Origin of the sequence: Falsiroseomonas bella, from assembly GCF_003173615.1 — a bacterium.
Taxonomy (GTDB): Bacteria; Pseudomonadota; Alphaproteobacteria; order Acetobacterales; family Acetobacteraceae; genus Falsiroseomonas; species Falsiroseomonas bella.
In genome coordinates this window covers 1,379,216-1,394,652 of sequence record NZ_QGNA01000001.1, presented here as the reverse complement: position 1 = coordinate 1,394,652, position 15,437 = coordinate 1,379,216, and the positions used below count along the sequence as shown (strand labels likewise).

12 protein-coding genes are annotated in these 15,437 nt (G+C 72.9%); 6 read left to right on the top strand and 6 right to left on the bottom strand.

The window, feature by feature from the left end:
- The first annotated feature begins 14 nt into the window (after positions 1-14).
- The 5 genes from trpB to DFH01_RS06505 all read left to right on the top strand — a co-directional run bounded on the left by trpB (position 15) and on the right by DFH01_RS06505 (position 5,077).
- Positions 15-1,253, top strand: coding sequence for a tryptophan synthase subunit beta (trpB, locus tag DFH01_RS06525; RefSeq protein ID WP_109869518.1), 1,239 nt, complete (start codon positions 15-17; stop codon positions 1,251-1,253).
- A gap of 1 nt (position 1,254) precedes the next feature.
- Positions 1,255-2,088: a tryptophan synthase subunit alpha gene (trpA, locus tag DFH01_RS06520; protein WP_109869517.1), complete on the top strand. Its 834-nt coding sequence runs from the start codon at positions 1,255-1,257 to the stop codon at positions 2,086-2,088.
- Positions 2,089-2,349: 261 nt separating this feature from the next.
- Positions 2,350-3,288 carry an acetyl-CoA carboxylase, carboxyltransferase subunit beta gene (gene accD, locus DFH01_RS06515; protein ID WP_109869516.1) on the top strand — a complete coding sequence of 313 codons (939 nt, stop codon included), beginning with the start codon at positions 2,350-2,352 and terminating at the stop codon, positions 3,286-3,288.
- Positions 3,288-4,577, top strand: coding sequence for a bifunctional folylpolyglutamate synthase/dihydrofolate synthase (locus tag DFH01_RS06510; protein WP_109869515.1), 1,290 nt, complete (start codon positions 3,288-3,290; stop codon positions 4,575-4,577). Before accD ends, DFH01_RS06510 begins: the two co-directional genes overlap by 1 nt.
- 59 nt (positions 4,578-4,636) lie before the next feature.
- Positions 4,637-5,077 (top strand): hypothetical protein, encoded by a 441-nt coding sequence (locus tag DFH01_RS06505; RefSeq protein WP_109869514.1) that lies wholly within the window; start codon positions 4,637-4,639, stop codon positions 5,075-5,077.
- A 25-nt stretch (positions 5,078-5,102) separates the two neighbouring features.
- Here the strand turns inward: DFH01_RS06505 and trxA are convergent, their stop codons facing one another.
- The 6 genes from trxA to tsaE all read right to left on the bottom strand — a co-directional run bounded on the left by trxA (position 5,103) and on the right by tsaE (position 14,280).
- A complete protein-coding gene (gene trxA / locus DFH01_RS06500) occupies positions 5,103-5,432 on the bottom strand; it encodes a thioredoxin TrxA (protein ID WP_109869513.1) in 330 nt (109 codons plus the stop codon).
- A 128-nt stretch (positions 5,433-5,560) separates the two neighbouring features.
- A complete protein-coding gene (gene addA, locus DFH01_RS06495) occupies positions 5,561-9,037 on the bottom strand; it encodes a double-strand break repair helicase AddA (protein ID WP_109869512.1) in 3,477 nt (1,158 codons plus the stop codon).
- Positions 9,034-12,096 carry a double-strand break repair protein AddB gene (addB, locus tag DFH01_RS06490; RefSeq protein WP_109869511.1) on the bottom strand — a complete coding sequence of 1,021 codons (3,063 nt, stop codon included), beginning with the start codon at positions 12,094-12,096 and terminating at the stop codon, positions 9,034-9,036. Before addB ends, addA begins: the two co-directional genes overlap by 4 nt.
- 11 nt (positions 12,097-12,107) lie before the next feature.
- Positions 12,108-12,839, bottom strand: coding sequence for a nucleotidyltransferase family protein (locus DFH01_RS06485; RefSeq protein ID WP_109869510.1), 732 nt, complete (start codon positions 12,837-12,839; stop codon positions 12,108-12,110).
- Positions 12,836-13,828 (bottom strand): aminoglycoside phosphotransferase family protein, encoded by a 993-nt coding sequence (locus DFH01_RS06480; protein ID WP_109869509.1) that lies wholly within the window; start codon positions 13,826-13,828, stop codon positions 12,836-12,838. Before DFH01_RS06480 ends, DFH01_RS06485 begins: the two co-directional genes overlap by 4 nt.
- Positions 13,825-14,280 carry a tRNA (adenosine(37)-N6)-threonylcarbamoyltransferase complex ATPase subunit type 1 TsaE gene (tsaE, locus tag DFH01_RS06475; protein ID WP_109869508.1) on the bottom strand — a complete coding sequence of 152 codons (456 nt, stop codon included), beginning with the start codon at positions 14,278-14,280 and terminating at the stop codon, positions 13,825-13,827. The genes DFH01_RS06480 and tsaE overlap by 4 nt, the downstream gene beginning before the upstream one ends.
- A 118-nt stretch (positions 14,281-14,398) precedes the next feature.
- Between tsaE and DFH01_RS06470 the strand changes: the two genes are divergently transcribed.
- Positions 14,399-15,418: an NAD(P)/FAD-dependent oxidoreductase gene (locus DFH01_RS06470; RefSeq protein ID WP_109869507.1), complete on the top strand. Its 1,020-nt coding sequence runs from the start codon at positions 14,399-14,401 to the stop codon at positions 15,416-15,418.
- Positions 15,419-15,437 lie beyond the last annotated feature (19 nt).

The window sequence follows — 15,437 nt, the reverse complement described above, 5'->3', positions numbered from 1 at the left end:
GAGGACGACGCCCGGTGAACAAGCCTCTCCCGAACTCCCTGCGTCAGGGGCCCGATGCGCGCGGCCGCTTCGGCGAATTCGGCGGCCGCTTCGTGGCCGAGACGCTGATGCCGCTGATCCTGGAGGTGGAGAAGGCCTACGAGGCAGCGAAGACTGACGCTGCCTTCCAGGCCGAATGGCGCCGGCTGCTGACGCATTACGTCGGCCGCCCGAGCCCGCTCTGGTTCGCCGAGCGCCTGACCGCCCATCTGCGGAAGAACGCCGCGCCGGGCATGGGCGCCAAGGTCTATTTCAAGCGCGACGAGCTGAACCACACCGGCGCGCACAAGATCAACGCAGTCCTGGGACAAATCCTGCTGGCGAAGAAGATGGGCAAGACGCGCATCATCGCCGAGACGGGCGCCGGCCAGCACGGCGTCGCCACCGCCACCGCCTGCGCGCTGATGGACCTGCCCTGCATCGTCTACATGGGCGCGACCGATGTGGAGCGGCAGCAGCCCAACGTGTTCCGGATGAAGCTGCTCGGTGCCGAGGTCCGGCCCGTCACCTCCGGCGCGGCGACGCTCAAGGACGCGATGAACGAGGGGCTGCGCGACTGGGTCGCGAATGTCCACGACACCTACTACTGCATCGGCACGGTCGCGGGGCCGCACCCCTATCCGCAGATGGTGCGCGACTTCCAGTCCGTGATCGGCGAGGAGGCGCGGGAGCAGATGCTCGCCGCGGAAGGCCGCCTGCCGGATGCGCTGATCGCCGCGGTGGGCGGCGGATCGAATGCAATGGGGCTGTTCTTCCCCTTCCTCGACGACAAGGACGTGCAGATGTTCGGCGTCGAGGCCGCAGGGCGCGGCCTCGACACGCATGAGCATGCCGCGGCGCTGTCGCGCGGCCGGCCCGGCGTGCTGCATGGCAACCGCACCTACCTGCTGCAGGATGGCGACGGCCAGATCACCGAGGCGCATTCGATCAGTGCCGGCCTGGATTACCCCGGCGTCGGACCGGAGCATTCCTGGCTGCACGAGATCGGCCGCGTGCAGTATGTCGGCGCGACTGACGACGAAGCGCTGGCCGCCTTCCAGCTCTGCTCGCGGCAGGAGGGGATCATCCCCGCGCTCGAGCCCGCGCATGCGCTGGCCCATGTCATCAAGATGGCGCCGACGCTGCCGCAGGACCGCATCCTGCTGATGAATCTCTGCGGCCGCGGCGACAAGGACATCTTCACCGTGGCGCGCCACCTGGGCGAGACGATCTGACATGAGCCGGATTGCTGCACGCTTCGCCGCGCTGAAGGCCGAGGGCCGCGGCGCGCTCGTCACCTTCCTCACCGGCTTCGACCCCGATCGCGCGACCAGCCTCAGGATCCTGCAGGGACTGCCCGGGGCGGGCGCCGACGTGATCGAGATCGGCGTGCCCTTCACCGACCCGATGGCGGACGGCCCCTCGATCCAGAAGGCGGGGCAGCGCGGGCTCAGGGCCGGCGCGACCGTGCCGGGCATCCTCGACCTGGTGCGCGAGCTCCGCGCCACCGAGAAGGACACGCCCGTCGTGCTGATGGGCTACTACAACCCGATGCTGGCCTATGGCGTCGCGCGGTTCTGCGCGGATGCGGCCGCCGCGGGCGTGGACGGCCTGATCGTGGTGGACGTGCCGCCCGAGGAGGCCGACGAGATCGAGCCGGATGCGCGCGCCCACGGCCTCGACCTGATCCGGCTGATCGCGCCCACCACGGACGAGGCGCGGCTGCCGCGCGTGCTCGGCGCCACCACGGGCTTCATCTACTACGTCTCGATCACCGGCATCACCGGCACGCGGAGCGCGGACTACGCCTCCCTCGCGCCGGCCATCGCCGCGCTGAAGCGCCACACGGACCTTCCGGTCGCGATCGGGTTCGGCATCCGTTCGCCCGAGCAGGCCGCCATCGCGGCCAGCGTCGCGGATGGGGCGGTGGTGGGCACGGCACTGGTGGACACGCTGGCCGCGACGCTCGACGCGGAAGGCCGCGCCACCGCGGACACCGCGCCGAAGGTGCTCGCGCAGGTGCGTGGCCTCTCCCAGGCGATCCGCGCCGCGAAGAAGGCGGCGGCGTGATGGCATCCGCCGCCGCTCGGCAGCTGCGCCACACTTTGCGGCCGCCAAAGGCGGCCCGCGCGGCGACCGACCGTGCCGCCCGGCGCGCCCTGTCTGCGGCGCGCAAGGCAAGCCGCCGGAGGCGGCGCCCGCCGCTTGAGGGCATCACAAGGCCGACGCAGGCGGCCCGCGCGGCGACGATCCCTGCCGCCGGCGCACCATGTCTGCGGCGCGCAAGGCAAGCCGCCGGAGGCGGCGCCCGCCGCTTGAGGGCATAGAATCATGAACTGGATCACCGACTGGGCGCTGCCCAAGATCAAGGGGCTGATCGGCACGTCGCGGGAAGTGCCGGACAACCTCTGGCATAAATGCCCCGCCTGCGAGCAGATGATCTTCCACCGCGACCTCGAGCGGAACCTGCATGTCTGCCCGAGCTGCGGCCATCACATGCGCCTCTCCGCCCAGGGGCGCATCAAGGCCACGCTGGATGAGGGCTGGTCGCGCATCGAGCTGCCGAAGGCCCCGGCCGACCCGCTGCGCTTCCGCGACCAGCGCCGCTATTCCGAACGGCTGAAGGACGCGCAGACCAAAACCGCGATGGATGATGCGGTGGTCGTCGCGCAGGGCGCGATCGAGGGCCGCAAGGTCGTGGTCGCCGCCTTCGAGTTCTCCTTCCTCGGCGGCTCCATGGGCGCGGGCGTGGGCGAGGCGCTGGTCACCGCCGCCAAGCTCGCCGTGCTGCAGGATGCGCCGCTGATCGTCTTCACCGCCTCGGGCGGCGCGCGCATGCAGGAAGGCACGATCAGCCTGATGCAGATGCCGCGCACGGTGATCGCGACGCGGCTGGTGAAGGAAGCCGGCCTGCCCTTCATCGTCGTGCTCTGCGACCCGACGACCGGCGGCGTGACGGCAAGCTTCGCCATGCTCGGCGACATCCAGATCGCGGAGCCCGGCGCGCTGATCGGCTTCGCCGGCGCGCGGGTGATCGAGCAGACCGTGCGCGAGAAGCTGCCTGAGGGCTTCCAGCGCGCCGAATACCTGCTCGAGCACGGCATCCTCGACATGGTGGTGAAGCGGCACGAGATGCGCGCCACGCTCGGCCGCCTGATCTCCCTGCTGCGCGAGAAGCTGCCGCCGGAGCCGGCCGAGCCGGCGCCCGAGCTCGTCGCGCTGCCGGCGCCGGAGCCGGCGGAAGCCACGGAGCCGGCGAAGCCCGCCTGATGAGCCTGCCCGCTTCCCGCTCGGAAGCCATCATCGAGCGCCTGCACAGCCTGCACCCGAAGCTGATCGACCTCAGCCTCGGGCGCATGCGCGAGTGTCTCGCGAAGCTCGGCCATCCCGAGCGGCGGCTGCCGCCGGTGATCCATGTGGCGGGCACCAACGGCAAGGGCAGCACCTGCGCCTTCCTGCGCGCCATCGCGGAAGCCGCGGGGCTGCGGGTGCATGTCTACACCTCGCCGCATCTGGTGCGCTTCCACGAGCGCATCCGCCTGGCCGGCACGCTGGTGAGCGAGGAGGCGCTGTCGGATGCGCTCGAGCATGTCGAGCGCGTGAATGGCGGCGAACCCATCACGGTCTTCGAGATCACCACCTCCGTCGCCTTCCACCTGTTCGCGACCGTGCCGGCCGACCTGCTGGTGCTGGAGGTCGGCCTCGGCGGGCGCTTCGACGCGACCAACGTGGTGGATGCGCCGGTCGCCACCGCGATCACCTCGATCTCCATGGACCACATGGATTTCCTGGGCGACACGCTGGCGAAGATCGCGTTCGAGAAGGCGGGGATCATCAAGCCGGGCGTGCCCTGCGCAACCGGCGCCCAGGCCGACGAGGCGATGGACGTGATCGCGCAGGCCGCCGCGGCGCAGGGCGCGCCGCTGCTCGCCCGCGGGCGCGACTGGGACGTTGTGCGCCAGCCGGACGGGGCGCATCTCTGGCGCGACGGCGCGGGTGTGGTCGCGTTGCCGCGCCTCGGCCTGCCGGGCGCGCACCAGGCCGACAATGCCGGCATTGCCATCGCCGCGCTGCGCGCCTGGAACCCGCCCTGGCTCGGCACGGAGGCGATTGCGGAGGGCGTGGCGCGCGCCGAATGGCCGGGGCGGATGCAACGGCTGACCGGCCGCCTCGCCGCGCAGCTGCCAGCGGGGTGGGAGCTTTGGCTGGACGGCGGCCACAATGCCGGGGGCGGCCTCGCGCTCGGGGCGCATCTCGCCGACGCCTTCGCGGACCGGCCGGCGCATATCCTGGTGGGCATGAAGGGCGGCAAGCAGGCGCCCGAGTTCCTGGCCTCCATTGCCCCGCATGCGACGACGCTCTGGGCGGTGGCCGAGCCCGGCCAGCACCTGGCCATGCCGGTGGAGGCGATCGTCGCGGCCAGCGGCGGCGCCGCGCGCCCTGGCGGCACGGTGGAGCAGGCGCTGGCCGCGCTGCCGAAGGAAGGTCCGCCGGCCCGCGTGCTGATCTGCGGCAGCCTCTACCTGGCGGGCGAGGTCCTCAAGCTGGACGCGGCTTGACCTTCATCAGTTCAGGCCGGCCCGGCCGGCGCTATGCTGCGCCGGAATGGAGGTGCCGCATGACGCTCACCGTCGCTGATCTCTTCGCCCGCAAGGACGCGGAAGCCGCCCGCAAGCGCGCCGAGGCCGAGGCCGCCGCCGAGACCGCCCGCGCCGAGCGCGCCGCCTATACCGAGAAGGTGATGAGCTACAAGCTCACCGAGGAGGACGAGGCGCGCGCCATGTCCAAGATCGCCAAGGCCTTCGAGAACGGCGAGCGCGAGGTGATGCTGGCGCATTTCCCCTCCTCGCTCTGCGAGGACAGCGGGCGCCGCATCAACAACCAGCTGGAAGGCTGGCAGGAAACGCTGCCGGGCGCCTTCCGCGACGTGCATCGCTGGTGGGAGACCAAGCTGCAGCCGGGCGGCTTCGGCTTCGCCGCCCGGGTGATCACCTATCCGGGCGGCATGCCTGGGGAGGTCGGCATCTTCATCACCTGGCCCCAGACGCTGGACCGGTAGGCCCGCCCGCCGGCCCGGGCCCGGCTCAGCCGAGCCGGCTGGCGACCCAGTCCTTCAGCGCGCTCTTGGGCAGGGCGCCGACCTTGGTGTCCACCGGCTTGCCGTCCTTGAACAGGATCATGGTCGGGATGCCGCGCACCGCGTAGTCGTTCGGCGTCATCGGGTTGTCGTCGATGTTGACCTTCGCGATGGTCAGCTTGCCCTCGTATTCCTTGGCGATCTCGTCGAGGATGGGAGCCACCATCCGGCAGGGGCCACACCATTCGGCCCAGAAATCCACCAGCACCGGGCCGGGCGCCTCCAGCACGTCCTGCTTGAAGCTGTCGTCGGTCACCGCCTTGGTGAGTTCGCTCATCTCATGTCTCCGGGGGCCGCCCCTGGGGGTTGTCCCAAGGGGTGGGGACGGGGCGGCCGGGTTCGCGGCAAGATCGTGGCGGGGCGGCGCCGGGTCAAGCAACTGCTGTCGCCGGAGGGCACAGGGCGTCATGCGCCGAGCGCATGGAGGTCGAGAAGTTCGCCTGGAAGGCGCATAAGTCGGGCGCCATAGGTCCAGACGAGGGCGCAGTGCACCGCGCGCCCCGGGAAGGCCAGCCGCAGCACGGCGCGGTAGGCCGCCATCTGGCGCAGATAGATCGGGGGGACATCGGCCAGGGTGAGAGGCGGTGGCCGGTTGGTCTTGTAGTCGAGCACGAGCACGCGATCCGGGCTCACCACCAGCCGATCCACCTGGCCGCTCACCAGCCGTTCCCCCAGCCGCCCGGCGATCGGCGCCTCCGCCAGGCTGCCGGGCCCGAGCGCGGCGGCGAGGTCGGGCTCCGCCAGCAGGGCCAGCACCTCGGCCAGCGTCTCCGCCTGCTCGGTTGCTGTGAGCCCATGGCCGGGGCGGGCGAGGAAGGCGCGGGCCGAGGCCTCCCGCGCCGCCGGGTCCTGCTCCGGCAGGTGCTGCAGCAGGGCGTGCACCAGGCGGCCGCGGCGGAAGCGCTGCCCGGTGGGATCGGCACTGCCATGCGGCGGCGCGGCCGGCGTCTCGTCCTCGGCCGGCACGGCGGAGGGGGCGAGCACCGCATGGCCCGCCTCGGCCGGCGCCGGCGCCAGCGCCCAGGGCGGCAGGTCCGCGGCGAGCGGCGGCGGGGCGTCGCGGCCGTCGGGCTTCTCCGGTTCGGTCTGCACGCAGTCCAGCCGGCGCAGCGTCGCGCCCGCGAATCGGCACTCGGCCGAGGCGCCGAAGCCGGCCGGGTAGAAAGGCAGTTCCGTGGCGCCCGCGCGGGAAAAGCCCTGCGCGACCAGGTCGTACCAGCAGCCCTCCGGCCACGCCGCGTTCTTTGGCGGCCGGCGCTGCCAGCCGCAGACCAGCAGCCGGTCCTCGGCGCGGGTCAACGCGACATACAGCAGGCGGTGCTCCTCCTCTGCCCGCGCGCGCCTCTCGGCCTCCAGCAGGTCGGTGTAGGCGGGCGCATGCGCCTCCTTGCGCGGCGCCCAGAGGGGGAGCGGCGCGGCGCCGCTCATATGCCAGCGCACGGAGCGGTCGTCGCGGTCGCGGTTCACCGTGTCCGGCAGGATGACCACGGGTGATTGCAGGCCCTTCGCGTTGTGCACGGTCATCACGCGCACGGCGTCGGCCGCGCCTTCCTGCTCCCGCTTGATCTCCGCCCCGCCGCGGCGCAGCCAGTGCACGAAACCCTGCAGGCTCGGCGGATGGCGGCGCTCATGGTCGAGCGCGGCGTTCAGCAACTCGTCCAGCGGATCGGCGGCGTCGGGCCCAAGTCGCGCGAGCAGCTTCTGTCGCCCGCGATGCTCGCCCAGCACTTCGGCCAGCAGCGTGTGCGGCGTGACGAGGTCAGCGCGGTTCATCAGCAGGACGAGCCAGTCCGCCGCGCGGCCTTCCGGCGTGTCCCGCCCGCGCTCCTGCGCGAGGCGTCCCCACAGGCTGCCCGTGCGGCCGTGGGCCAGGGCAAACAGCTGCGCCTCGTCGAAGCCGATCAGCGGCGATTTCAGCACGGCGGCGAGCTGCAGGTCGTCTTCCGGCAGCAGCAGCACATCGGCCAGGGCGAGCATGTCCTGCACGGCGATCTGCTCGGCCAGCCGCAGCCGGTCCGCGCCGCCCACCGGCACGCCCTTCTCCTTCAGCGCCTTGAGCAGACGCGGCACCAGGCCGCCGGTGCGCTTGCGGACCAGCACCAGGATATCGCCGGGCCGCATCGCGCGGCCGCGCGCGGGCAGCATCTCGCCATTGTCGAGCCAGTGCCTGATCCGCGCGGCAACGGCCTCGGCCAGCATCGCGTCGGGGCCCGCGGTGCGGCTCGGCGCGTCCGGCACGGCCCAGGGCGGCGGCGGCTCGGTCTCGGCGGCTTCGAGCATCGGCCAGAGCTCGACCGTGCCGGCATGGCCGGTGCGGTCGGCACGATGCTCCAGCACCGCCTCGCCCTCCACCACGCCGGCCCGCGCGGCGCCGGCGGCGAAGACCGCATCCACCAGTGCAAGAACCGGCTCGGTGGAGCGGAAGGAGACCTTGAGCTGCACGTCGCGCAGCGTGCTGTCGATCGCCGCGCAGCGGGTTTCGAAATGGCGCTGCCACCGCCCGAAGCCGGAGGCGTCGGCGCCCTGGAAGCCGTAGATGGACTGCTTCACGTCGCCGACGGCGAAGACGGTCCGGTGCGGCGGCGCGCCTTTCCGCTCCCGCCCCGCACCGGCGAAGAACTCCGCCGTCAGCGCGGCGGCGATGCCCCATTGCGCGGGGTTGCTGTCCTGCGCCTCGTCCAGCAGCACATGCTCGAGCCCGCCATCGAGCTTGTAGAGCACCCAGGCGCTGCCGGGATCCTTCAGCACGCCCTCGGCCGCGAGGATCAGGTCGTCATAGTCCATCAGGCCACGGGCGCGCTTTCGCGCGGCATAGCCATCGAGCACCGGCTTGCCGAGTCCGAGCAGCGCGCGCGTCGCGGCCAGCAGGCGACAGGCGCGGCGCTGGCCTTCGATCGCCATCAGCCGCTGGCCCTCGGCCTGCAGGATGGCGAGGCATTCCTGCTGGCGCGCGCCGATGTCCTTGGTGCCGAGCCGCGCGCGCACCGTCCCGTCCTGCGTCAGGAAGATGTCGCACCAATCGTCCCACTGCGCGCCGCGCATTGCGCCGTCCAGTTCCAGCCAGGCCAGCAGCTTCGCGCCGCGCGCCTGGTCGTTGGCGTTGCGGCTGGCCTGCAGCAGGCGCGCGGCGGCAAGGAGTTCCGTCGCGCCGGCCTGCGCCGCGGCCTCGATGATCGCCGCCTCATGCGCCGCCGCCGCGATGCCTAGATGCGCGGCGATCGCCGCGCAGAGACCGTCCAGCGAGCCCGCGCCGCGCAGCGCGGCCGCCAGGCGCACACGGTCGCGCGTGAGCGCCTTCACCAGGTCGGCGAAGGCATTGGGCGGCACCAGCGCGGCGAGCGCTTCCAGCGCCTCCCGCGGCGTCAGCGGGCCGGCCAGCACCTCCTCCTGCGCATCGGCCAGCAGCGCCGCGGCTTCGCTGTCCTCCACCACGCCGAATTGCGGCGACAGGCCCGCTTCCAGCGGGAAGGCACGCAGCAGCGACTGGCAGAAGGCGTGGATGGTGCTGATGCGCATGCCGCCGGGCAGTTCCAGCACGTTGCAGAACAGTTTTCGCGCGCGCGCGAGATCCTCGCGCGTCGGCGTGGCGTTCAGCAGCTTTCCCAGCTCATCGGCCAGCTGCGATTCCGGCAGCACCGCCCAGGCGCCGAGGCGCGTGGCCAGCCGCGTCGCCATCTCCGCCGCCGCGGCCTTGGTGAAGGTGAGGCAGAGGATCGCATTCGGCCGCGCATCGGGCGCGAGCAGCAGGCGCAGCACGCGGTCCGTCAGCACCTTCGTCTTGCCGGAGCCGGCCGATGCCGTGACCCAGGCCGAGGCCGCGGGATCGGAGCCGCGGCCCTGCTCGTATTCGGCTTCCTGGCGGGGCGTGCGAACGAGGGTCATTCGCCGTCATCCTCCGCTTCCGCCCATTCCGCGATGCGCGAGAGGTGGTCGTAGTCGCCGCCGCGCGGGGCGCGCAGCGGATGCGGGCGCGCGGTGAAGGGCGCCTCGCCCAACAGGAACCGGTCCACGAGCGCCGCAAGGTTCCGCAGCGACTCCGCGGCGAGCTCCGCGATCTCCTGCGCTTCGGTCTCCATCGGGATGATCGTGCCCGGCTCCTGCCCGCCGGTCAGCTTCCAGTAGGTCAGCTCCCGCACCGGCGCCGCTTCCACGCCAGCGAAGCCGCCCGCTTCCGCGATCGCGGCCTCAAGCGGCAGCTGCGCCGCGTCGCCGGTGCGCAGCGCATCGGCCTTGGGCGGGTTGCCGGTCTTGTAGTCCAGCACCGCAAGCTGGTCGTTGGCGAAGCGGTCGAGGCGATCCGCGCGCGCCTTCAACACCACCTCGCCGCGCGGGCGCTTCAGCACCAGGCGCCCCTCGCATTCCACATGGCTCGTGCTGATGCCGCCCGCGGCGCGGCGCGCTGCCTCCTGCTCGATCACGAAGTCGCCGATGCGCGCGAGGCGGGGACGCCAGAAGGCGGCGAGGCCGGGGCGCGGCCCCTGCTCCGCCAGCGCCTCCGCCGCGGCGCGCTGCCAGATGGCGCGTGCCGCGTCCTCGCCGGGCCAGGGGCCGCCCGAGACGTCGCGGATGAAGCGGGCCAGCGCGCCATGCACGATCTGGCCGTAGTCGATGGCGCCGACATCGGCGTCGAGCTCGTCCAGCCGCCGCAGCCGCAGCATGCGCTTCGCGTAGAAGGCGTAGGGATCGGCCAAAAGGTCGGACACCTCCGTCACGCTGATCTCGCGCGGGCGCAGCGCGGCGGGCGGTGCCGGGCGCGGCCGCTCGACCGGGCGCACGATGTCTGGCCGATCCAGCGCGGCGGCCCAGCGCGCCGCCTCGCTCTCGGCAAGCTGCAGTCCCTGGCCGGACAGGAAGGTTCGGATGCGCGTGAGCCAGCGCGCCGGCACGGTCGGCGATCCGCTGCGCCGTGCCGCGCGCGAAAACACCGCTTCCGGCGCGGCGCAGGCCGTCAGGAAAAAATCGGCGCAGACGCGGCCGATGCGCGCCTCGGGCTCCGGCAGGCCGAATTGCGCGCGCATCGGGCGGCTCATCCAGGGGCCCGGATCGGTCGCAAGCGGCCACACCGTCTCGTCCAGCGCCCCGAGCACGACGCGGTCGAAGGCCAGCAGCCGCGCCTCCAGCAGGCCGAGGATCTCGACGCGTGGATGCGCGGCAGCATCGCGCCCGCGGGCACTGCGCCGGCTACGCGCCGCGACGCCTTCCAGCGCCGCGTCGAACAGCGCGGGCCAGGATTTCGGGTCCATAGCCGGCAGTTCCGCCATGGCCGGCGCAAGATCGGCGAGATGCGTCGCCAGCAGCTCGCCCTCCTCGCCCGAATAGAGCCGCAACCCGCCGGGCTGCTCCGGCGTGCCGGCCAGCGCCTCGGCCGCGGCGAGATGCGCCTGCAGAAGATCGGCGGGCGGGCGCGACGGGCCGGAGAGGCGCGCGAAGCCGTCCAGCGCCGAGACCAGCGCATCCAGCAGCGCGACGATGCGCGCCTGCATCGCGGCGTCCTTGGCGGGCGACGCCTCCGCCGCATCGCGCAGACCCGCGAGGCCTCCGCGCGGGCGCGGCCCGCGCAGCGCGCGGCGTTCCAGCAGGCGCAGCGCCGCAAGCCATTCCGCACGATCCATCCCCGCGGCGGCGAGCGGATGCTTCAGCGCGGCGAGCAGCGGCACCGGCGCGAAATCCTCCGCGACCATGCGCGCGACAAGGCGCAGGAAAGCGCCGGTCGGCGTGGTGCCCAGCGGCTCGCCGGCACTGTCATCGGCCAGGATGCCGTGACGCGTGAGCTCGGCCGAGACGCGGCGCGCCAGGTCGCGATCGGGCGTGACGAGGGCGGCGCGGCTGCCCGGATTCTCCAGCGCCTCCCGCAGCAGCAGCGCGATCGCCACGGCCTCCGACTGCGCATCGGGGGCGTGCAGCAGGGAGAGACCCTGCAGCCCGTCGCGCCAGGTGTCGGGCGCGGGGGCGGTCCATTCCTCCAGTGCCTGCGGCGGGCGCAGGGCGACTTCGATCATGCGGGCACGCGCTTCGGGAACCCGGCGCGCAGCGATGGCATCGCAGCCGGGCCAGGGGCGGATGCGCGCGGCGTCGGCGCCCATCGCCGTCAGCAGCCGCGCCTGGGAGGCGAAGGGATGCGTCGGCGCGGATTCCACATGCGGCCAGATGCGGCCGAGCGCGGCGCGGTCCAGGCCGTGCAGCACCACCGCGCCCTGCGGCAGGTCGGCCACGATGCGCAGCAGCTCCACCGCCGAAGGGATGGTGCCGCCGATGCCGATGCCCGCGGCGATGACCGGATCGGCCGGCGGGGCGGCGCGCCACGCCTCGGCCTGCGCACGCAGCGCCAGGACGCGGCGCAGGCCGATGTCGAGCAGGTTGCGCTCGCCCAGCCAGCCCACCCAGGCGCTGGCGACGCCGCGCAGGAAGGTGGTGGTGATCTGCCAATGCACCGCCTGTTCCTGCGGCACGAGGGATTCCAGCCGTGCCAGCCAGGCCTCCGCGAAGCGCAGCGGATCGGCGGCCTGCAGCAGCTCGGGGTCCTTCTCCTCCAGCGCAACCTCGTCGAACAGCCGCGCGAGCTCGCCGGCGAGCTGCCACGCCTGCTCGGGCGTGGTGGGCCCGCCATGGCGCGGCGGCAGGCGGATGACGAAGCCGGTCAGCACGGCCTGGCGCGTCAGCGGCTCCACCGCGGGTGGCAGGTCGAGCAGCGCCGGCAAGGCGAGCTCATCCGCGTCCTCCGTGGACAGGCCGGCGAGCGCGCGCATGCGCGGCAGCAGCAGCGCGTTCTCCCGTGCTTCCCGCAGGAAGGCATCGCGCAGCGCGCGCGCAGAACGCCGCGTCGGCAGCAGGATGGTGGCGCGCGCCAGCGCTTCCGGCGGCTGGTCGCGCATCGCCTCCAGGATGCCGGCCGCGAGGCAGTCCAGGAACGGCAGATGCGCGGGGATGTCGAACAGCCGCATGCGCTGGCGTCTCAGAACAGCGCCGGCAGGATTCCCGCGCGCAGCATCGTCTCGGCGCGGTCGAGGTCGCGCGGCGTCGAGAGGTGGAACCAGGCGCCGTCATGCACCAGGCCGAAGAGGCGGCCATTCTCGATCGCGCGGTCATAGACGCGGTTCAGCGAGAAGGCCCCGTCCGGCGTGTCGGCGAACAGGGCTGGCGAGAGGATCTGCACGCCGCCGAACAGGTAGGGCGCGATCTCGCGCTCCTTCGGGCGGCGCGCGCGGCCGAGCGGGTCCAGCAGGAAGTCACCGCGCCCCGTCTCGCCATCCACATGCGCGGTGCGGACCAGCAGCAGCAGCGCGTCCATCTCCTCCGGATCGAAGGCGGCGGCCATGCGGCGGAGTGCCGCGTTCGGGCCGTCCAGCCAGAAGGCGTCGCCGTTCACCACCACGAAAGGCGCGCTTCCCAGATGCGGCAGCGCGGCCTTCACGCCGCCGCCGGTCTCCAGCAGCGCCGTCTCGCGCAGCACGACGGGCGGCGGCGCTCCGCCATAGGCCTCGACCGCGTCGGCGATCTGCTCGGCGAACCAGTGGGCGTTGACGACGAGGTTCGAAATCCCGGCATCGCGCAGCCGGTCCATTGCGTGATGCAGCAGGGAGCGACCCTCGAGCGGCAGCAGCGGCTTCGGGCGGTCGTCGGTGAGCGGGCGCATGCGCGTGCCGAGGCCGGCGGCGAGCACCATGGCGTGGGTGGGTGCGATCATGCCGGTTCTTCCTGAAGCGAGGCGGGATTGGCGCGCAGCGCATGCGGCACATGCGCATCGAGGAACGCGCGCAGCGGCAGCGTGGCGGGATGCGCCAGCGCGCGATCCAGCAGCGCCCAGCAGCGCGGGCCATGGCGCAGGTATTGCGGCTTCGAATCGCGCCGGGCCAGCCGCGTCCACAGCGCCGCGACACGCAGATGCCGCTGCGCCGCGTGCGCGGCCATCGCCGCCGCGAACTCGTCCTTGTGCAGCTCGGGCCTGGCATCGAGGTAGCGCCGCACGGCCGCCTCGCGCACCGGCTGCAGCACGTCGCGCCGCGCATCCTCGACCAGCGACACCAGATCGTAGGCCGGATGGCCGTAGGCCGCGTCCTGGAAATCCAGGATTCCGACATGGCGCGGCGCCGCGCGGTCCAGCGCCATGAGGTTGGCCGGAAAGAAGTCGCGATGCACGAAGCCGCGCGCGGCGAAGGGGGCCAGCATCGCCAGGATCGCCTCGCGGAAGGCGGCGCGCGTCGCGGCATCCGGCGGCGCGCCCAGCGCTTCAGGCCACCACCAGTCGAGGAAGGTGGCCGCCGCCGTCTCCGCCATCCGTGCCGCGTCCCAGGCCGGCAGGCCTTCGGGTGGCGGTGCGGCGTGCAACGCGGCCAGCGCCTCCGCGGCGGCGAGGTAGAGCGGCAGCGGATCGGCACCGAAATCCAGCCGCATCGCCATCGTGTCGGCGCCGAGATCCTCCAGCACCAGGAACCCGCGTTCGGCATCGGCGGCCAGGATCTCGGGCGCCGACAGGCCGATGCGCGCGAGGTGCCGCGCCACGTGCAGGAAAGGCCGCACATCCTCCTGCGGCGGGGGCGCGTCCATCAGCAGCGCAGGCCGCGGGCCGCCATGCAACCGCACATAGCGGCGGAAGGACGCGTCGGAGGGCAGCGCCTCGCGCCGCGCCGCGCCGAAGCCGGCTTCCCGCAGCAGGTCCTCCGCGCCCTCCCTCATGCCAGCCCCGCCAGCCGGCCGGGCCAGCCGGTGAGGGTGGCGACGCGCTGCTCCTCCGCCGCGCCGGGCGTCAGCGCGATGGTCAGCGCGTCGGCCGGCGCCAGCGGCCCGAGCCGGTCGGGCCATTCGACCAGCACGATCCCTTCCCGCGCCTCCTCCCAGCCGAGCTCCGCCAGGTCCGCGGGGCCGTCGAGTCGCCAGAGGTCGAAGTGATGCGCCGCGCCGATGGGCAGCTCGTAGCCCTGCACCAGGGTGAAGGTCGGCGAGGGCACCTCCAGCCCCGGGTCGCCGCTGGCCGCGCGCAGGAAGGCGCGGGCGAGCGTGCTCTTCCCGGCGCCGAGCGGGCCTTCCAGCAGGATGGCGTCGCCGGGCCGCGCGCGCGCGGCGAGGCGGGCGGCCAGCGCCTCGGTCGCCGCGGCATCGGGGAGATGGATCGTCACGGGAGCTTGCATGCCGGGTTCGCGGCGCAATCTGCCCCCGGCAAGGTGGCCGGCACAAGCACGCGGTTCGCGGTTTGATCGCAGGGCTGCCACCCGCTAAGGAAGCCCGCTTTCGGCAAGGAAACGGACGATGCCGGCCAGGGTAGAGACGGATGTCGCGATCATCGGCGCGGGGCCCGTGGGACTCTTCGCGGTGTTCGAATGCGGCATGCTGCGGATGAAGACCGTGGTGGTGGACGCGCTCGACGCCGCCGGCGGGCAGTGCAGCGCGCTCTATCCCGAGAAGCCGATCTTCGACATCCCGGCGCATCCCGAGATCGCGGCGGCCGACCTGATCGCCGCGCTGGAGAAGCAGGCGCGGCCCTTCAATCCGCTGATGCTGCTCTCGCGCCGCGTGGAGAAGCTGACGCGCACCGAAAGCGGCTTCGAGCTGACGACCAGCGAGGGCGACGCCATCGCCTGCAAGGCGGTGATCATCGCCGCGGGCGCCGGCGCCTTCGGCCCGAACCGCCCGCCGCTCGATGGTCTCGCCGCCTACGAGGCCACCGGCGCGGTGCGCTACATGGTCACGCGGCGCGAGGACTTCCGGGGGAAGCGCGTGGTGATCGCGGGCGGCGGCGATTCGGCGGTGGACTGGGCGTTGTCGCTGAAGCAGATCGCGCAAAAGGTCACGGTCGTCCACCGGCGCGACAAGTTCCGCTGCGCGCCGGAAAGCGCCGCGCAGCTCAAGGCGGCGGGCGAGCGGGGCGAGATCGAGATGGCGATCCCCTACCAGCTGCACGGGCTGCAGGGCGAAGGTGGCGCGCTGACGGCCGTGGAGGTCGCGACGCTGAAGGGCGAGGTGAAGGCGATCCCCGCGGATTTCCTGCTGCCCTTCTACGGGCTTTCGATGGAGCTCGGCCCCATCGCCGAATGGGGGCTCGGCGTCGAGATGAAGCATGTGCGGGTGGACCCCGCCACCTGCGAGACGAACATCCCCGGCGTCCACGCCATCGGCGACATCGCGACCTATGCGGGCAAGCTCAAGCTGATCCTGCAGGGGTTTTCGGAAGCCGCGATGGCCGCCCATGCGATCCATCCGCGCGTCTTCCCCGGCGAGGCGCTGCACTTCGAATACAGCACCAGCAAGGGCCTGCCGGTCGCCGGGTGATCCCCGGCGCCAAGCCGTC